This is a genomic window from Bartonella massiliensis, from assembly GCF_902150025.1.
Taxonomy (GTDB): Bacteria; Pseudomonadota; Alphaproteobacteria; order Rhizobiales; family Rhizobiaceae; genus Bartonella; species Bartonella massiliensis.
This window is the reverse complement of record NZ_CABFVS010000004.1, coordinates 132,447-152,364: the sequence shown is the minus strand read 5'-3', so window position 1 is coordinate 152,364 and position 19,918 is coordinate 132,447. Positions and strand designations below refer to the sequence as shown.

General features: G+C 38.6%; 14 protein-coding genes, 1 tRNA gene and 2 pseudogenes. 10 read left to right on the top strand and 7 right to left on the bottom strand.

What is annotated here, in order from left to right:
- Positions 1 to 168: 168 nt before the first annotated feature.
- Positions 169 to 1,812 (bottom strand): chaperonin GroEL, encoded by a 1,644-nt coding sequence (gene groL, locus FNZ60_RS01995; RefSeq protein WP_142416064.1) that lies wholly within the window; start codon positions 1,810 to 1,812, stop codon positions 169 to 171.
- Between the two features lie 70 nt (positions 1,813 to 1,882).
- A complete protein-coding gene (gene groES, locus FNZ60_RS01990; RefSeq protein WP_005774667.1) occupies positions 1,883 to 2,179 on the bottom strand; it encodes a co-chaperone GroES in 297 nt (98 codons plus the stop codon).
- Between the two features lie 231 nt (positions 2,180 to 2,410).
- Here groES and fumC point away from each other — a divergent pair, with 231 nt between their 5' ends.
- Positions 2,411 to 3,799, top strand: coding sequence for a class II fumarate hydratase (gene fumC / locus FNZ60_RS01985; RefSeq protein WP_142416063.1), 1,389 nt, complete (start codon positions 2,411 to 2,413; stop codon positions 3,797 to 3,799).
- 1,477 nt (positions 3,800 to 5,276) lie between these two features.
- Entirely contained in the window at positions 5,277 to 6,170 is an 894-nt protein-coding gene (locus tag FNZ60_RS01980) for an outer membrane protein (RefSeq protein WP_142416062.1), read from the top strand.
- Between the two features lie 606 nt (positions 6,171 to 6,776).
- Here FNZ60_RS01980 and FNZ60_RS01975 read toward each other — a convergent pair.
- A tRNA-Leu gene (locus tag FNZ60_RS01975) sits at positions 6,777 to 6,861 on the bottom strand.
- Positions 6,862 to 7,070: 209 nt separating this feature from the next.
- Between FNZ60_RS01975 and FNZ60_RS01970 the strand changes: the two genes are divergently transcribed.
- The 5 genes and pseudogenes from FNZ60_RS01970 to FNZ60_RS10525 form a co-directional block, all read left to right on the top strand.
- Entirely contained in the window at positions 7,071 to 7,676 is a 606-nt protein-coding gene (locus FNZ60_RS01970; RefSeq protein ID WP_142416061.1) for a YqaA family protein, read from the top strand.
- A 12-nt stretch (positions 7,677 to 7,688) separates the two neighbouring features.
- The gene (locus FNZ60_RS01965) at positions 7,689 to 8,258 is read left to right on the top strand and encodes a disulfide bond formation protein B (RefSeq protein WP_142416060.1); all 570 of its coding nucleotides are present in this window, start codon (positions 7,689 to 7,691) and stop codon (positions 8,256 to 8,258) included.
- A 1,453-nt stretch (positions 8,259 to 9,711) separates the two neighbouring features.
- On the top strand, positions 9,712 to 10,539 hold the full coding sequence (locus tag FNZ60_RS01960; RefSeq protein WP_142416059.1) for a VIT1/CCC1 transporter family protein: 828 nt from the start codon (positions 9,712 to 9,714) through the stop codon (positions 10,537 to 10,539).
- A gap of 926 nt (positions 10,540 to 11,465) precedes the next feature.
- Positions 11,466 to 12,005, top strand: a complete 540-nt coding sequence (gene dut, locus FNZ60_RS01955) for a dUTP diphosphatase (protein ID WP_142416058.1) — start codon at positions 11,466 to 11,468, stop codon at positions 12,003 to 12,005.
- Between the two features lie 542 nt (positions 12,006 to 12,547).
- Positions 12,548 to 12,719, top strand: a pseudogene (locus tag FNZ60_RS10525) (dCTP deaminase/dUTPase family protein); the annotation flags it as partial.
- A gap of 572 nt (positions 12,720 to 13,291) precedes the next feature.
- Here FNZ60_RS10525 and FNZ60_RS01940 read toward each other — a convergent pair.
- Together FNZ60_RS01940 and FNZ60_RS01935 are read right to left on the bottom strand one after the other, a co-directional pair.
- Positions 13,292 to 13,882 (bottom strand): biopolymer transporter ExbD, encoded by a 591-nt coding sequence (locus tag FNZ60_RS01940; RefSeq protein ID WP_142416057.1) that lies wholly within the window; start codon positions 13,880 to 13,882, stop codon positions 13,292 to 13,294.
- Positions 13,879 to 14,766, bottom strand: a complete 888-nt coding sequence (locus tag FNZ60_RS01935) for a MotA/TolQ/ExbB proton channel family protein (protein WP_142416056.1) — start codon at positions 14,764 to 14,766, stop codon at positions 13,879 to 13,881. The genes FNZ60_RS01940 and FNZ60_RS01935 overlap by 4 nt, the downstream gene beginning before the upstream one ends.
- A 1,821-nt stretch (positions 14,767 to 16,587) precedes the next feature.
- Between FNZ60_RS01935 and FNZ60_RS01930 the strand changes: the two genes are divergently transcribed.
- Together FNZ60_RS01930 and FNZ60_RS01925 are read left to right on the top strand one after the other, a co-directional pair.
- Complete coding sequence (locus tag FNZ60_RS01930) at positions 16,588 to 16,926, top strand: ElaB/YgaM/YqjD family protein (RefSeq protein ID WP_142416055.1); 339 nt, start codon at positions 16,588 to 16,590, stop codon at positions 16,924 to 16,926.
- A 3-nt stretch (positions 16,927 to 16,929) separates the two neighbouring features.
- Positions 16,930 to 17,373: a phage holin family protein gene (locus FNZ60_RS01925; RefSeq protein WP_142416054.1), complete on the top strand. Its 444-nt coding sequence runs from the start codon at positions 16,930 to 16,932 to the stop codon at positions 17,371 to 17,373.
- Positions 17,374 to 17,954: 581 nt separating this feature from the next.
- Here FNZ60_RS01925 and glmM read toward each other — a convergent pair.
- Positions 17,955 to 18,117 (bottom strand): annotated as a pseudogene (gene glmM / locus FNZ60_RS01920) (phosphoglucosamine mutase); the annotation flags it as partial.
- Between the two features lie 447 nt (positions 18,118 to 18,564).
- Positions 18,565 to 19,326 (bottom strand): nuclease, encoded by a 762-nt coding sequence (locus FNZ60_RS01910; RefSeq protein WP_142416053.1) that lies wholly within the window; start codon positions 19,324 to 19,326, stop codon positions 18,565 to 18,567.
- Positions 19,327 to 19,566: 240 nt separating this feature from the next.
- Between FNZ60_RS01910 and FNZ60_RS01905 the strand changes: the two genes are divergently transcribed.
- Entirely contained in the window at positions 19,567 to 19,914 is a 348-nt protein-coding gene (locus FNZ60_RS01905; protein WP_142416052.1) for a TrbC/VirB2 family protein, read from the top strand.
- Positions 19,915 to 19,918: the final 4 nt, after the last annotated feature.

The following is a 19,918-nucleotide window of genomic DNA, read 5'->3' as shown; positions in this document are numbered from 1 at the left end:
TGGAAAGCCTATAAGGGATAAAACCCATGAGAGATAGGGAACAAGGAAGACGTTTTGGGTATTTTTTCCACGTAAAAGAGCCGCCCCCAAGAACGTGAAAAATAAAAAAATAGACAAAAAAAACGGGTCGATAAGACCCGTTTCTTTATTATCTTTAGGAAAAAGAGCTTAGAAATCCATTCCGCCCATTCCGCCCATTCCACCAGCTGGCATTGGAGGCATTGGAGCATCTTTCTTTGGAAGTTCAGCAACCATTGCTTCTGTTGTAATCAAAAGGCTTGCAATTGAAGCTGCATTTTGAAGAGCAGAACGCACCACTTTCACAGGGTCAACAATTCCCAAAGCAATCAAATCACCAAATTCACCGGTTGCAGTATTGTAACCAAATGTGTCCGCATTATTTTCCAACACCTTGCCAACGATAATCGCGGCTTCTTCACCGGCATTAGTTGCGATTTGACGTGCTGGTGCTTGGAGAGCACGACGAACGATATTAATACCAGCTTCTTGGTCAGGATTGCTTCCCTTAACGGTCAACGCACTTGCTGCACGCAACAATGCGGTACCACCACCAGCAACAATACCTTCTTCCACAGCTGCCCGTGTTGCATTCAAGGCATCATCCACACGGTCTTTCTTTTCTTTCACTTCAACTTCTGTTGCACCACCCACGCGGATAACAGCAACACCACCAGCCAGTTTAGCCAGTCTTTCTTGCAGTTTTTCACGATCATAGTCAGAAGTTGTTTCTTCAATCTGTGCCTTAATCTGATTAACGCGTGCGGTAATTTCAGCCTTTTGTCCAGCACCATCAATAATGGTGGTGTTTTCTTTAGAAATATTCACTTTCTTTGCTCGTCCAAGCATATCCAAAGTGACATTTTCAAGCTTAATACCCACATCTTCAGAAATAACCTGTCCAGATGTCAAGATAGCGATATCTTCAAGCATCGCTTTACGACGATCACCAAATCCCGGTGCTTTTACAGCCGCAATTTTTAAACCACCGCGCAACTTGTTAACCACGAGCGTTGCCAAAGCTTCACCTTCCACATCTTCAGCGATAATAAGAAGGGGTTTTCCAGACTGAACCACCGCTTCCAAAACTGGAAGTAAGGATTGCAAATTAGACAATTTCTTTTCGTGAATAAGAATATAAGGATCATCAAGATCCGCAATCATTTTCTCCGCATTCGTGACAAAGTAAGGAGAAAGATAGCCGCGGTCAAATTGCATTCCTTCCACAACTTCCAATTCCGTTTCAGCGGTTTTTGCTTCTTCCACGGTAATGACGCCTTCATTGCCTACTTTTTCCATAGCATCAGCAATCATTTTACCCACTTCAGCCGCACCATTTGCGGAAATGGTTCCTACTTGTGCAATTTCTGCTGAAGTTTGGATTTTTTTAGCTTTTTTGAACAGATTAGCCACCACTTCATCAACAGCAGCATCAATTCCGCGTTTAAGATCCATTGGGTTCATACCGGCAGCAACAGCTTTAACCCCTTCTTGCACAATAGCATGTCCTAACACCGTTGCTGTTGTTGTTCCATCACCAGCAATATCGTTGGTTTTAGAAGCAACTTCGCGCAACATTTGCGCACCCATATTTTCGAACTTATCTTCCAGTTCGATTTCCTTTGCAACGGATACACCATCTTTTGTGATGCGTGGCGCACCAAATGATTTATCAATCACCACATTGCGCCCTTTAGGGCCGAGTGTCACCTTCACCGCATTAGCAAGGATATCCACACCGCGCAATAAACGCTCACGCGCTTCACGGCCAAATTTGACTTCTTTAGCAGCCATTTAATTTCTCCTTGGAGTTTTTTTCACAATAGTACATGAATGAAAAAATGAAAAATTGAGCGCTTCTTAATTAGCCCATAATTCCCATAATGTCCGATTCTTTCATGATTAAGAGGTCTTCGCCATTAATCTTGACTTCAGTTCCAGACCATTTTCCAAATAAAATACGGTCTCCTGTTTTGACTTCTAAAGGCACGCGCTTTCCGTTATCATCGAGAGCGCCATTGCCAACAGCAATAACTTCGCCTTCTTGTGGTTTTTCTTTTGCTGTATCAGGAATGATAATCCCACCAGCGGTTTTATTTTCAGATTCAACCCGACGAACAACGACACGATCGTGAAGCGGGCGGAATTGTATATTAGCCATGTTTTAAATCCTTAAAACTGAACATAATTGCATTAATCTTAGAAAGTTCTTGCTAGCACTCTATACATATGAGTGCTAACACTGTCCAAGATATAAAATCGGCCTTTCTCAATGTCAAGGATAGCCATAAAATAATTTCTCTTAAAATAAAGCTTCCACATCTTGCTTCTTCTTGTACTTTCGCGTTATTTAGCTTTTTTAAGAACCCGTGAACAAAAAAGGATCTTAATCATGGTTGAAACACGTCAGGAAACGGATAGCTTTGGAACGATTTCGGTACGCCAAGATCGTTATTGGGGTGCACAAACTGAACGTTCTCTGCATAATTTTAATATTGGCAGTGAAAAGCAGCCTCTTGCCATTATTTATGCCTTAAGCCTTATCAAAAAAGCCGCTGCTCTTGTCAATATGGACAAAGGCAAACTTCCGCAAAACATTGGAAAAGCCATTGTTACCGCCGCTGATGAAGTTCTTTCTGGCGCCTTCGATGAGCATTTTCCCCTTTCTGTTTGGCAAACAGGCTCTGGTACGCAAAGCAATATGAATGTCAATGAAGTGATTGCCAACCATGCAAGCATGCTTTTGGGGGGAAAGTTGGGAAGTAAAAAGCCCGTTCACCCTAATGACCATGTTAATATGAGTCAATCATCCAACGATTCTTTTCCCACGGCACTTCACATTGCCACCACACTGCAGACGCGCCAACATCTCTTTCCCATTCTTGAAGCGCTCATTAGCACTTTAAAGAAAAAGGAAGAAGAATTTGCCGATATTATCAAAATTGGCCGCACCCATACGCAAGATGCAACACCCTTAACACTTGCACAAGAATTTTCAGGCTATCGGGTTGCTCTAGAAGCCAATCTTCAACGCATTGAAACAGCCCTTAGCGATGTCCAAATGCTGGCGCAAGGTGGAACGGCTGTTGGAACAGGACTCAACGCTCCGAAAGGTTTTGATGTTGCCTTTGCTGAAACAATTAGCACTCTCACCGGAATATCCTTTAAGACAGCACACAATAAATTTGAAGCGCTTGCGCATCATGGTGCTCTTGCGCATTTCCATGGCAGCTTAAACGCTCTCGCCGCGGATCTATTTAAAATTGCCAATGACATTCGGTTTTTAGGCTCTGGTCCGCGTTCTGGCTTAGGCGAATTAAGCTTACCTGAAAATGAACCCGGCTCTTCTATTATGCCTGGCAAGGTGAACCCCACCCAATGTGAAGCCATGACCATGGTCGCAGCCCAAGTCTTTGGCAATCACACCAGCGTCACCTTTGCTGCAAGTCAAGGGCATTTTGAACTCAATGTTTATAAGCCTCTTATTGGCTATAATGTCTTACAATCCATTACCCTTCTTGGGGATTGCATGCGCTCTTTTGATCTCCATTGCGTCCAAGGACTGCGTGCTAATCGTATTCATATTCACGCACTCATGGAGCGCTCACTCATGTTAGTCACCGCTCTTGCTCCAGAAATTGGCTATGAAAAAGCCGCTGAAATTGCCAAAGCTGCCCATAAAAATGATACAACTTTGCGCACCGAAGCTCTCAAAGCAGGTGTTTCTGGAGAAGATTATGATCGGCTGGTTGATCCCAAAAAGATGATCGCGCCCCAATAAAGAGCCCGATAAAGAACAGGAAAACTTCTCTAAACCTTGTTCATCAAAAACATCGGGGCCCCATGCCCCGATGATCCCCTTATAATGTTGCGGATCAACCCTTGGGTTTGTAAAACGATTCATGAAAAACTATTTTTATTCCTTATCTTATACATTTTTTACCCCCATAACCCACCCGCTTGTGATGTGCAAACAAGTGATTTTAGTTGATTGATGATAAACAGATTTGAAATGAAAAAATCTTACGTTATTCGGGTCTTTAATTTAAGGTGAATAATGCTAGATTATCACTATAAATCAAAGTATTATCATGCCACGACAAGCCTCCAATGATAACAATGACCCACAATGTTCATTTTAAACACGTATCTCCATTCCTCCAGCTTTTAACTTAAAGAAGCAACAGCTGTTGAAATAAGGCTCAACACCCCAAAAAGCTTTGACGTTGCCTTTACGAAAAACAATTTGCTAAAAACAATCAGCACCCTTACAAAAATATCCTTTAAGACAGCACACAATCAAATTTGAAACGCTTGGCCAAATTTGAAACGCTTGGCTCCATCACATTTTCTTTCTCATCACAAAGCAAGCAAGCTGTGTGGTGTAAAACTGTATAAGAAAGGCATGCCTTTTCATAAACCGTCGAGAAATGCCAAAAGTTGGTGCGCAACATTTTAGAAAAACCCCTAAATGTTAGAGCCCCCCCCAAGTGTGTGAGAATGACGGCTTGCTCTTTATAGCCTGCTCTTTTTATAAAGCATAAAAGTGGGGAGGTACAATAAATCTTATATTATTTCTATAGCGAGCTTTGCGTTATACCTTTTATAGTCGACACCATCAAACGGGCTTGGGTGCACTTTGAGAGATATTTTTTTTAAACAAGTGCGTGAATATGCAACATAGCTATATTCCATTATTTTAGGCGTTCTATTCACGCGTAAAACGTGACGCTATTACAGAGTGCGAGATTAAAGAGCGCGAGGAACAAAAGCGTGCGCCAATGGGTAAATTCCACGCTTTAAAAGACAGTATTTAACTTTTGAAAGCCGTAAAACCGAAATACAAGGATGACGATAAAGATCAAAAAATATAAAAATGCCACCACATATTTTTTTATATTAATTGAATACGAGGCATAAAAATAATAACCATAACAGATATTATTTCTTTAAATAAATAATAAAAAATGTTTTAATTCCTATAAAAGAAATAGTTCTTTAAATAAATAAAAAGCTTAATTATTACATCATAATGTGCTCTAAAACATAGAAAGCACGGGAGGAACAGTGGTAAACAAATGCTTAAAAATTAAGAATTATAAGGGAAAAAAGCGGAATAAACACGTTTAAAAACGCTTAATAGTGAATAATCATCGAGTTTTAGAATATTTTATTTTTTATAATGAAATTAAGTATAGATTTTTTTAACCGATTTATATACAATACATATCGTATTTTAAATAAATTGGGGATGTTTTATGAACATAAAATGTTTAACTGCACTTTCTCTTTTCACTTTCATGACTGTTTCAACAGTGCAAGCCGCTGATACGGTGGTTTTTAAGTCATCAAAACCGGATATTTCAAGGACAAGTAGTTTACCACCACGGATCTCACCGGTTATTGTTTCTAAACCTTTTTCCTGGTCTGGTTTTTATTTTGGAGGACAAATTGGCTATTTTTCCAGTAAAAACACTCTAAATTATACACAAGAAGCACAGAGCGGAAAATGGGCTTGGGTTGATAGAGATTTATCACCCAAACCATCAGGATTAAGAGCAGGCATTTATGCAGGTTCTAATGTTGATTTAGGAAGTAACGTTGTTCTTGGTTTTGATACGGACATCGTCTGGTCTGGTCGGAAAAATACGCAAACGGGCGGTGAACAGAGAATTATAGATGAATTAGACACAATTAACGCAGCCTTTCAAGAAGCTGGGATTCCTATTATAAAACCTGCTGCTCAAGATGAGACAATCCCCAACTATGGTGACATTGTTGTCAGCAGTGTAACGTTAAAAGAAAAATGGTCTGGTGCTGCGCGCGCGCGCATTGGTTTTGCTTCCCATCGTCTTATGCCTTATATTGCAGGGGGTATAACCTACACACAGATACAATATATCCAGTCACTTTTATCAAAATCGCAAGAAGAGCCGACAGTCGTATTTGCTTCTGGCAATGTGTTAAGTGAGACAAAAACAATGACGGGTTATACTGTTGGTGGTGGTTTTGATCTTGCCATGACAGACAGCATCATCATGCGTACAGAATATCGTTATTCAGATTTTTTTAAACAGAAACTTGCCAAGGATGTGCTTAACATCAGCTCCAAAACGCATGATGTTCGCCTTGGCATTGCTTATAAATTCTAATATCTTATAGAAAAAATTAAATGATTTAAAAACCCTGTTAAAACAGGGTTTTTTTATGTTTTCCTCATACTTCAAAGGGCGGAGATTCCCAAAACCAAAGATAAACAATCCATCAATAGCCGCAAAACAATTCAGCTTCTAGCAAATTTTTATCCTTTCACCTCTGTAAGGCATTTGAAATATAAGCACTTTACCACCACACCATGAACGCCCTCATGCAATAAATGAGAGCATTGATATTTCTTGTAAAATAATAAGAACACTGCCCATCAATTGCAGCTGCTGATGATAATGTGACAGCCGCATAAAAAACGCAGCATAAAAAAACATTGTATGTATTTGTTTTTCAACCTTATAGGCATTTTTTATTGTAAAGTTTTTACGCTACGCACCTCGTCTGTAAAGGTGTAAGAAATACGATTATGATTGATCCAATATCAAGCGATTTTGAGTAAAAAAATCTCACAATATAGGCAAAAGGCAAAACAGTGAACATTCTTTACAAACAAACGTTACGCCTTATAAATCGCAACACTTTATAAATCCCAATGCCTAATAAATTAATGGGAATACGACATAACTGAATAAAGAAAAATATTCATAAAGTGGTGCGGGTGGTCGGACTCGAACCGACACTCCTCTCGGAACCAGATTTTGAGTCTGGCGCGTCTACCAGTTCCACCACACCCGCACATTGTTATAAAAGACAGAGCTATAAAAAACACACTTGTCGATTATGTCTCTGCACTATATGAAGAAGCACAGATTCGTCAACAGCAGACTTCTTATTTTTTAAGAATTCTTCTCTTTTTCTTCTCTTTATTTATGGAATATTTCCTTTATCGAACTTATAGCAAACTTATTTGTAAAGTTTTTACCTCTTAAATTTATAAAAAACGCATGATATTAAACAGATTAAAGCTTTGGACGATTTCTTTAGCAAATCGGCGTACAGCACCACACTGGCTTGGTTTCATTGCCTTTATTGAAAGCTCTGTTTTTCCAATTCCCGTAGATGTTTTATATATCCCGCTGCTGCTTATCCGTCAAAAGCGGGTTTATCGCTATGCTTTTATTGCGACGATCTGTTCTGTTTTAGGAGGCATTACCGGTTGGTTTATCGGACATTTTGCCTATGACACCCTTGCCAAACCCATTTTAGAATTTTACGGTAAAGTTGAAAGTTTTGAATCTCTGAAAAACAGTGCAACCCTACAATTTCTAATTATTTTACTGATTACATCAGGCTTTTTTCATCTTCCCCCCATCAAAATTGTCACAATTTTAGCAGGTGTGATGAGTGTACACCTTGAACTTTTCATTCTTATTTGTATCTTTTCTCGAGGTGCTCGTTTTTATCTTCTTGCGTGGTTTATTAAACATTTTGGACAAAAAGCAATGCGTTTTCTAAGACAACATTTCAAATGGATTATCCTCTTCAGTTTTGTTAGCCTTCTTTTCATTTATGGGATTTTTATCGCTTTTTTTAACAAACAGTTTTTATAAGGAACAAACTCAATGGCATGCGTTTTGTCTTCCCATCCCCTTTTAAACAAGCATCTTCATCTTGAACCCAGCAGAAAAGAACAAAGTTTATGGGCTTTTTTTCTTGCGTTTTGCTTATCAAGCACAATAGGTCTTGCTCTTGGCTTTGAACATCTTGGAGGGTATCTTCCTTGCGATTTATGTCTGATAGAGCGTTTGCCCTATTACAGTGCCATACCCTTTTTGTTCTTAGCGGGTTTTTGTGCATGGTTTTTTCGCATATCTTCTTGGGTACAACTTTTATTTTTATGTGTTTTTGTCTTAATGAGCATCAGCCTTGTTTTAGCCATTTATCATGCCGGCGTTGAATATGGCTTTTGGGAAGCACCGCTTAGTTGTGGTTTAAACGCCGTGCGAAAAACGACAAACATTAACCAACTGCTAAACCAATTAAACAACATTCACCCTCCTTCTTGTTCTGAAGCCTCCATACGTTTTCTTTTTCTCTCCTTTGCTGATTGGAATGTTATTGCTAGCTTACTTTTCACCCTTATGAGCCTCTATATTGCTTCAAAAGGCATTCTTTCTGGCCACAAGACATAAACTAATCATCCCCCACAAATAATACTTGCTCTTAAAAACTTCTCCATAATCTCCACAGCAAAAGACACCCAGCATAAAAGCCCCCAGAGAACAAAAAATATCGAACATAAAAAAATAACAAGCACAAAAAATATCCCTTTAACACGCATTCACAAACATCATCTTCCCATCAAACTTCCCTCTAATTTTTGACGGATAAAACAACTTGTTATTGTAAAATATCCCTGTATTTTCTTTTTCATGTATTTGCAGATTTAATGATTTTTATCCATATCTTCCTCTCCAAGATAAGGAGGAACAATAAAAACAACGAACGTTTGTATTTTATGTTTTGCTTCTCTGTGCTTATCAGCTCTATTTTGATAGAAGTTGGCGGTGGAAAAGCGATCAAAAAATTAAATAAGTGAGGGAATCGATAAATCGATAAATATTGAATAGTCAACCATACACTTAAGAATAAAAAACCAACCCCTCTCCCGCACTCTCCCTTCCTCGCTCACTCCTTCAGATATCTGTCATCTTGAAATACCGCATATTGTGATAGAACATAATCATGCCGCCTAGCGAAAACATGAGAAATTAAAGGATTTTAAAGGCCCCGTCTCCCTTATAAAACCTCGGCTCAAATCAGCACCTCGCATGAAACAATATTGGATTCATAAAGAGTGTTCACTGTTTTGCATGTTGAATGAGAATTCTAAATATCGTAGGATTCTCTCATTCCAACTCTGTTTGTCTTGCATTAATCAAAATCACTTGCTTACACATCAAAAGCGGGTGAGCCATGTGGATAAAAAACTAGAAAAGATTAAAAAATGACTTTTCATAAATCATCTTACAAGCCCAAGGGTTGGTCCGCAACATGATCAAAAGCTAGCATAAGTGTATGATGGTGCCGGCTTGCTTCTGATCAAGAATCAAGATGAGAAGACTCATTTATATTATTTCATGGGGGGAATTTATATTATTTCCTCATGGGGGCTTTAGTGCTATCCCCTTCACGAGCACCCTCACGAAAAGGATTTTGAAGTATTGAAACATATCTTTTTTAAAAAATGCTCTTAAATTACAAGAGTTTTTATCGTCTTTTGTACGTATCAAATGAATAACGGCGCCAGCTTAGTTTGTTTCCATCATACATTCTCGCGCATAAATCCATTGGCTCTCGTACAATAAATTGGAATGCGCCATTAAAACGCCCCTTTAACAAAATCAAAGCCTATTTTCTTTTCAATTCTTTCACACGCTCTTGGTCTTTCACACGCCTCTGGCAAAACCCCGAGATAAATCTCTTTTACTTTCTTGATTTGCCTATCTTACTTTCACGGGCTCTCCACATTCTTCTTTTTCAGTGCAACCTTTTGGCCGTTTTTCAGTTTTTAATTTTTAGATTGACTTTCAGTTTATTTTTCTTAATCTTTTAGAATTATTCTAAAATATAAAGGAACGGAGAATGTTGAAATCGTTTTTTTCATTTGTACAGCGTAAAGCTCTGTTCTTTCGTTCAGCACAAAAAGTGATGTTTCAAACACTCAAAGCAAAAGAGCAACATGCTGCGCTCTATTTAAAATATGCAAAAGCTCTAGAGCCTTATTCCTCTAAGGAAGCCGCGGTTTTTACAGCCATGGGTCTTCAAGCGCTTGAAAATTATAAACAACTTTTGTGTCTTTCTTGCCATAATCGTGCCCACACAGCTGGTGGATTATGTGAGCAAACTGCTTTTATGAAAAAGCAAAGGTTTATAAACAGTAAGGGAAGCCATTCCTCCCCCAAAACAACAGCGGCCAATCCCACCATAAAAAAGCCCTCAAAAGCGGAAAAACAAACATTATTGACATGGATTCAACCTGGTCTTGCGGGATTAATGGATGGCTCTGTCTCCACCCTTGCTCCCATTTTTGCCGCCGCTTTTGCCACGGGAGAAACGCATCAAACTTTTTTGATCGGGCTCTCAGCTTCCATTGGTGCGGGACTTTCAATGGGATTTACAGAAGCAGCTCATGATGATGGAAAATTATCAGGGCGTGGTTCGCCCTTAAAAAGAGGTCTTGCCAGCGGCATTATGACAACATTAGGCGGCTTAGGCCATACGCTTCCCTATTTGATCCATTCTTTTTATGTCGCAACAGTCATTGCCTTTATCATTGTTTTTTTCGAACTAGGCGCCATCGTCTGGATTCAAAACAAATTCATGTCGACCCCTTTTTGGCGCGCCTCTTTACAGGTCATCATCGGAGGGGCTTTGGTTTTTGCTACAGGAATTATTATCGGCAGTATTTGAAAAAAACCGCAAATCCGTACAAATCCGTCATTGAGCTCTCTCATAGATTATCCCTTTGTACAAAAGACGCGTCATATAGGAGCATCAAATCATCGTTGGCAATGCCCTTATTAAAAAAAATGATGCTTTCGTCTGGATTCAAAACAAATTCATGTCGCCCCCTTTTTGGCGCACCTCTTTACAGGTCATCATCGGAGGAGCCTTGGTTTTTGCCACAGGAATTATTATCGACAGTATTTTTAAAAAAAATACACGCCCCTCATAGTCTTGCAACAAGATATTGATTTCTTTAGATAACCTAGCACTATTCAACTTAAATAAGAAACCTGAATACCGTAAAATTCTTTCATTTCAACTCTCTTATGTTGCATCAATCAAAACCATATCTCTTGCACGTTACAAGTGGGAAAAACCCATGTAGATAAAACTATATAATCAAGTGGATCAAACTGTATAATAACAATATCTTTTCATGAATCGTCAAGAAATGCCAAAGTCTGTCAATAATACTCAAAAACTGGTACAAATCATGTGATCATGCCGGCTTTTTACGCCATAAACGCAAAAGTGGGGAAGCTCAATGGATTTATCATTATACCATTCATAAACCGCCACTGTGAAATGGATGTGACATGTGCAGATGTTTTTTTAAAACAAGTGTGTAAATGTGCAACGCTCTCTCATAGATCATCCCTTTTATCGAAATATATCAAATCATCGTTGGCAATGCTCAAAAGGCTCTTAGGACCTAAAGGGCTCTTAGGGTGTTTTGGGATATATACTTTGAAGTCTTGTGGATCAACAAAAGATGATAATCAAGCTCTGGGGACAATCTATATCAAAAAACTTTATCGACTTGTTTTATGAACATCTTTTGTTAAAGTATGATTTTTTTCTAGACCTCATATTTTGGAAATACTTTGATCATGCCGCACACTGAAACCAACACACCGCAAAACAACCAAGAAAATTGTGTTTCTTCAAAATCTTCACAATCCGTAACGTTATTCGTTCAACGTCTTGAACACGGACAAGATTTAGAACTTCCTCACTACGCAACAGCCGGTTCTGCGGGTCTTGATCTACGCGCCGCCCTTGGAGAAAAAGAAACTCTCACCCTTGCACCAGGGCAGCGTGCCCTTATTCCAACAGGTCTCATTTTTCATTTATCACCAGGGTATGAAGCACAGATACGTCCGCGCTCCGGCTTAGCCTTAAAGCACGGCATCACATGCCTCAACACTCCAGGAACGATTGATAGTGATTACCGTGGCGAAGTTAAAGTTCTTCTCATCAATTGTGGTCAGGAAGACTTTTCTATTGAACGCGGCATGCGCATTGCCCAAACAGTCATCGCCCCTGTAACAAAAGTCAATGTTTGCGCCATTGAACCAGAGCAAAAAGACAGCCAAAGCCATGCAAAAAGCCGTGGTACAGGAGGTTTTGGTTCAACAGGGCATACTTAAAAAGCTCTGAAAAGTCTGCTTTTAAAATAACACAAACTCGCTTCAAAAACTCTTTTACTATTCATCACTTGATTTTTTTGGGGATCCCTTGGGGTTCGAGATGCTTTGCGATTTAGGACTTTTTGGAGTTTGAGAGCTCTTGATTTTTGGGATCTTTTGGAATTTGGAGGCATCTTAAGCTTGTAAATCAAAGCAGCGCCACTTGAATACCCAAGGCTCTCACCTTTTAATCCAACGAAACCCAGCATCCTTCCTCCTCTCGGCGTCTTTTCATAAACCTTCACAACCCCGTGACTTTAATGCATTCCTCCGTGACTTTACTCATTCAATATCTTGCACTGAGAATAAGAAAACTTCCTTAACGATAGCTGGTTCGACTGATCTTAATTAACATGCACCCCCAACCTTTGGCGAAGAAAATCTTTACTCTTAAGGACCGTGCCCTTATCTCAACAAGTCTTTTCGTCCAATCTTTTGATTTTTTTGGGGATCCCTTTAGGCTTTTAAAACACGCCTCCTTCCACGCTTCTCATGTTAAAGCTCACAGCCTCACATGCCTCAACACGCGAGGTACGATTGAGTGTGATTATCCGGAAGTAAAGTCAAAATTCTTCTCATCAATTGTGGTCAGGAAGTTTTTTCTATTGAACATAAGGAATGCGTATTGCCCAAACAGTCATCAACCCCGTATCGCAAATCAATGTTTGCGCTATTTAATATACAACACTTTGATTTATCATCATAATTCATTTTTTGTATGTTGAATAAGAATCTCAAATATCGTAAAATTTTCTCATTGAAGATCTGTTTTTCAGCCACCAAAACCACTTCTCTTGGATGTTAAAAACGGAACTGGTGGTAGAAAAAAACGAAAGAAAGCCCACAATAAACACGTATGTTAAGAATGAGCGCATTGAAAAAAGATGCCAAGCATATAAGAGTGCTCCCTTTCTTTTTTATGAGGCAGAAAGATGATAAAAAAATCAAGACGGTAAGCACTCAATAGATTTTTTTATCCTTATTTTATAAGGACACTCTACCCTTCATGGATATCGTCAAAAAAGCTTTAGATGCGTTAAGGCACACAAAAATCACACCTTTTGTTTTATGATTGATCCCACCTCTTGCAGCCAAATTGGGAGAATTTTGCAAATCCGACAAGACCGATTTTACCATATCCCGACAGACATATTTGGTTTAATAAATCGATGACAGTCTCATCATCAATTTCACCCTATGGCTTTGATGAAAGTGCTTTATTTTCCTCAAAAAAGGCTATTTTTTTCTTATGGGGCAGAAGCCGTTCCAGAAACAGAAGCATCTGCCTCATTGACCGTCGCCGCCTCTACATGCCCCACAACACCAGCGTCCTCGTTAGCACTGTTTGTCACAACAGGTCCATTTGTTCCATCAACTGTTTTATGATTACCCCCACCTCTGGCAGCAAGATTGGGAGACTTTTGTAATCCGACAAGACCGATTTTACCATATCCCGCCATGCGTATTTGGTTTAATAAGTCGATAACAATGCCATAATCAATTTCGCTATCGGCTTTAATTAAAATTTTTGTCTCTAAATTTTGCTTGGTCTCTTTCAACAAAGTTTCCCTCAAAGCAGCTTGTTCTATAAGATGATCACCAATGTAAAGAGAACGATCTTTTTGCAAAGTAACATACAAAGGCTCTTCCGGTTGAACCACTGAAGGCGCTTGAGTTACCGAAGGAAGCTGAACAGGAATAGCAGATGTTGCCAATGGTGCAGCAACCATAAAAACAATCAGCAACACCAACACAACATCAATAAAGGGCGTTACATTGATTTCGCTATGCAACCCACTTTCATCTGTCTCCCAATCATCATAAAAGCTTGCTTTCATTTTTTATGACTTTTCTGTTGTCTTTGTCGATCAAGTTCACGGCTCAAGAGCCTTTCAAGAGCTGCAGCAATATCCCCTAAATCACTGCGATAACCATTCAAAGCACGCATAAGGCTATTATACATAACAACAGCAGGAATAGCTACAAAAAGTCCAATCGCCGTTGCAAATAAGGCTTCGGCAATTCCAGGAGCCACCACATCAAGGCGCGTTGTTTGCGATTGCGCAATCCCAATAAAAGAATTCATAATTCCCCAAACCGTTGCAAAAAGCCCCACAAAGGGTGCAATAGCACCAATGGTCGCCAGAACAGCGCTTCCACACGCAACACGGCGTGTCGCAGCCAGCAAGCAGCGAGACAAAAGCGAATGAACCCTTTCTTTTAAACCTTCATGAACATCGCGGACATAAACATCGCGTGAAACATCTCCATATTGATCATTTTCCTCATAAAAGAGAATATCTTCAAGCGTTTGTGAACTTTTCCTTGGATTGCTTCTCTCACCAGAGCTTTCGCCAAAGCTTTCACTTGTCCCTTCAGGAGCAATAAAATGAACCTGTTGTGTCGAAAGATAAACCTCTTTAAGGACTTCTTTGAGAAAAAACACCCCAGCTCCTTTGCTTTCTTTCAAGCTAGCGGCCAAACGCGTAAGAGTCTGAGCATTCAAAACCAATCGCAGTTCTTGACGCACGCGTCGTTTTGCCAAAGTGATCTCAATAATTTTCACAAAAGCAATGGTCCAAGATATCAAAGAAGCAAACAACAAAAGAATGATAACAGCTTTTACCACAAAATCAGCAGCCATAAACATAGAAAAAGGAGAAAAATCATGCACTGCCAAGACAGCAGAACTATTCTCTAAAGGGACTGTTTCAGATTCCATTTTTATCTCACACTCTATTTTATCTTTTTTTATATTTTATGCACTCGACCGTCATCCCGCAGAGCATCACTGTTCTACAATGCTCCTTCCCTTGTAACGTTACTTTCGCATTCCTCTTAAGAAAGAAAACTTGACAAATCAAGTATAGTTTTATTTCCCAAACGCTCTCTCTTATTCTAAAGCAATTATTCAAGAATTTTTTTCTAACCCTTCAACAGGTTTATCTCACTTCAATCAATTTACTGCACAAATTTGGCAAAATGATAGACTTGTAAGAAATATTTCATAAATATTTCAATAAGCAAGAATAACGCCTCATTTTTCTACTTACAATTCATTGATATATAAGAATAATTTATCATCATTGTTCTTGAATAAACTCTTCATATCGCCAGCTTTTCTCATTTCAGCCGCTCTTTATAAGCGCAACAAAAAATCTTCCTGCATAAGATAATTTTCATGGAATAAAAGTAAAGAGGGCGCTTTTCAGAATATTTACCCCTTTAAAAATCAGGGCTCTGAAGCTTTCCTCTCACCATTAAAATATGCTATTCATATTTTAAATAAGGACAAGGAATATCGATTTATAAGGGAATATTGATTTAATAATGATACGATAGCCTTATTCAACGTGAATGAGAGCCTTAAATCCCGTAAAAGTCTCTCATTGCAAATCTCTTGATATTTCATCAATCAAAATCATGTCTCTTGCACATCAAAAGCAACGCTGGCACGAGGGTTTAAAAATTGTATAAGAAAGACGTACCTTTTCATAGAGCTCTTTTAAGTACCAAGGGGCAATCCGCAACACTCAAAGGCTGGCACGAGCATATGAATGCCGGCTTACTTCTTCACAAGCATAAAAATGGAGGTACAATAAATTTTATACTATTTCATGGGGGATTTTATAGTATTTCTAAGAGGCGCATTATCGTTATACTATTCATAAACCGCTACTGTAAAATGGGTGTAATGAGCGTTGCGAGATGTCTCTTTTAAACAAGCCCGTGACCTAAAAGTCATGCCCCCATGAAAGATACGTGAAAAACAAAAACGTAAGACCAGTAAGCAATCTTCATTCTTTAAAAGACATTGCTATGCTTTTAAAAGCTGTAAAGCTGATCTAAAAGGAAGGTGCGTCATTGGTTTTCACCTTTAAAACTTCATATTTTACCAAAATGAGGCTGTATACTCGTTTTAGAGTTTCCCCAAACTAAAGATACGCGAAATCCTTGCACCCATTTGGTATAAAAAAACTGGCGTTGCTCTTAGAGCTTTCATTCGTCTCAATCTTTCTCTTAAAAACGCTATTGCGTTAAATTCGGATGTTGATTGATAAACAACAAAAAAACTGCACGCTCTAAAGAAAACGAAGAAAAAAACGCCATAATGTTAAAAACTAACCAACGATAGATTGGAGAGATATCTCGAATTTTTATAAAATACTGTATCACCCTCCCCTAACACAACTAGCTTTTGCACTTGCTTGTTTCTTCAAAGGTGTTCGCACTTTTTCCTTTGTGTCATATTTAAAAACAGCTCCATAAAAAGCGAAAAAATAGTGCTAATTTCCTTTCAAAAGCATAAGACAATTTCAATAAATTCAACAGATGCGTTTCTTTACGAAACAAAACCCCTCTTTATAGGCCGAGTGATCGATAAAATTTATTTTATCAAAAACAATTTTAAATGGCACAAAACGAAGGGAACTAAAAAAAACTTTTAGCGTTACCCCAGCAGTAAAAATTTTTACTCCAATGCAAATAATTACGATGAACAACACAAATATATTAAAACATATCCAGAGAGGGAAAAAACATCATGGCCAATAATAAAACAACACAAAATAATAAGACAGCAGTAGAAAAAGCCCTACAAAAAGATCTTCAGGGACAATTAGAAACGTTACGCCATGAAGTTTCAGGGATGGCTTCAACACTGACAGATCTTGGTTCAAAAAAATTCAATGTAGCCAAAGACAAAGCGGAAAAACTGTATCACTCCGCCAAAGAAAGCAGTGAAGACATGATGTCTCAAGCAAAAGACAAAATCAGTGATCTTGAACAAACGATGAATGAATGCGTTCGCAAAAATCCTGGCAAAAGTGTTTTGTTTGCTGCAGGCGTTGGTTTTATTCTTTCTCAATTACTGCGTCGTTAAGCAATGCATAAGTTTATCGCTCCTCTTTTAAACTATCTTGTCGGTGGAGGGCTAAAAAGCACTGTCAAGCAAGTGCGCCTTCAAGCCATTTGCTGTGGCGTTATTGGCATTTCATTTTTCATGGCTTTGCTTTTTTTATGTCTCATCGGTTTTATTGCCTTATGTTCTATGATGACACCTCTTGCCGCCGCTAGTATCATGTTTATAATTTGGCTTGTTGTTGCAGGATTAGCGCTTATCATCAACCGTGTTCTCAAGGCTTATCAACGCTATGATCAACAAAAAAAGACCGAAGAACAACGCCACAAACTGATGACAGATGCGACCGTTTCCAGCCTTGCTGTTCTCAGTCAACATCTGCCTTTTGCCAAATTGAGTGTGCCCATTTTGGGACTAGCAACTTATTTCCTGTGGAAAAAAGATAAAAAAGACCGCTTTTCAGAATAAAATATGTAATGGTGTATACCTAATCCCCCCTCGAAGTGCTTTCTTTATATTACAAAAGAAAGCACTTCTTTGTGTTTTTTTAAGCTTCCTCAAGCCCTTGAGAAGAAATCCCTTTCATTTTAGCTCAAAATTCCATAGAACAGCTAAAATCCCTTGCACACTGCAAGCCCAGGTTTATGAAACATGGCAGTATTAGGCAATATTTCAGTTAAAAGTTCTGGTTTGATTTGAAGTGATTTATTGTTTTTTTAAGAAAAAAGCTGTTTTGCTTTTCTCTATATTTTCATCAGCCCTTTTACCACAACCGAAGGTCATCTCACTGATTTGAATATATTCAGATTATTCTGAACACGCATATTTTCCTTGTATATAATTCAAGAATTTTTCCCCTCTCTCTCAAGAGGCTCGTTTTAGCACACACAAAACTCCTCAAGATCTTCTCTTACCCCCCCTTCAAGCATCAAAAACATTCTCAAAGGTCACTCAGCGTCTACTCAATTAACTTTCCTCCAACAAATCATTCCCAAAACCCCCTTCTGTTTTTCTCAAAAGATAACCTGATCGCTTACCTTTTAAAAAATTCAAGATTCCTCAAGCGGTGCCCCCACACGTGCATCATGATGGGTAATCACATCCATTAACTCTGTCACGACCGTATCCAACACTTCTCGTGTATCTCCTTGCCCCATCATGCAAATCACCGGCTCAGTTCCAGAAAGCACGGATCACCAACCGTGCTTCTTTTAAAGAGACATCTCACTAACGCTCGTCACCCCCATTTCACGGCGCCGACCATAAATGGTATAACGATAAAGCCCCATCAATTATCAATGTCAATTATACGTTATAAATATTGAGCACCACCATCTTTACGCTTGATCAAAAGAAGCAAGCCGGCACCATCACACGACTTGTACCAACCTTTAAGTGTTGCGACTCTCCCTTGGGCTTGGAAGACGATTTATGAAAAACTATTATTAGTGCTTTCTTGTACAGTTTTTACCCACACACCAGCCCCACTTATGACATGCAAGCAAGTCATTTTAATTGATTCAAGATAAACAGATTTGAAATGAGAAAAGCCTACGTTATTTTGGACTCTCACTCAACATGAAAAACAGTAAAGTATCGTATAAATCAATGTATTATCTTTTAACAACCGCTTGTCTGCTTGATCAATAATGATCCATATCAATTATGGTCAATGGGATTATAGCTCCCGTGATCTCTTCTCCACTCTTCTGGTTGTTGAAATTGGCTCGACCACAAGCCAATTTGTTCTTTTTGAGCTGTAAATTGTAAGTTTTTATAGTCTGCGGGAGAAGGAAAATTATGCTGATCTTTTGTCAAAACCATCAATCCTTCTGCAAGCCCTAAACGTGCAAGATCAACCCCATTTACAAAACATTGTGCATAGTGAATTTGTTGAATGACACGGGCTTGCCTACACGTAACATTTTTATCGATTGTTTTTGAGACAAGCCACGCCGTGACAAAAGCCCCACAGGGCCACTTAATCCCATTGCGGGTGGCAAATTGCCGCGTTTCACAGGTTTCCACACCATAGAGGCGAATATCACGGACGATCCTTTTTCTCCAGCCATCATCTGTTGGTGTGATCATTTTAAAGGTAACACCACTGGTAACTTGTATAGAACCAGAATAAACGGGAACATTTTCTTCATAAAACTGTGACGACAATGATTCTGATGCCAATGATTCCTGATGCAAAGGTTTTTGATGCAACATCACATTTTGTTGATTTTTCTCTTGTTGGTTTTTGTTGTCTATAAATTTTGCCTTCGAACTTTGAACTGATTTTTCCAATCTTTTAAAGAAATCACTGTGAATAATGTTTTCAAAATTTTCGCTAAAATAAAAGTATCCTAAAATAATAATAAAGATTAAGAGCAAATATTTCAGCACTGATTGACGATATTTTAAAAGTATCATTTTGAATATTACTGTATTTTATTGTTTGTTCACTGAAAAAAAATTAAATATTGTTAATTTATGAATAGAAAAAAAATTTTTTTTTTCATTTATATGATTCCCAATTAATATTTTAACGATTAATTTTATAAGTAACTTCAACATAGAGCGGGGAATTTTCATGAAAAACATAAATAATCCGTTCATCAATGAACGCATCTTACAAAGCAATTTTTTATTTTAATACGCGGGGACATTTTTATGCCTAAAATAAATAATCACTTTACGACTAGCCGTACTTTATCAAAATTAGCCTTTTCCAACACACAAAAGAAATGGTTAACAACAGCCTTAATGCTTTTTATTGCTTTCCTTGCACTCAGTGAGCCAGCATTTGCCGATGGTTTTGGCAAAATTGACGATGCGCTTAAAAAAGTAATCGAGGCTTTAACAGGATCAATTGCAAGATCGATTGCGACCATTGCGGTTGCGGGTATTGGTCTTGCATGGATTGCTGGTTATGTTGAAATGCGTAAGGCTTTTTTTGTTTGTGTTGGCATCGGCATTGTTATGGGTGCATCGCAAATTGTATCAATGATTTCCAATTAAACTT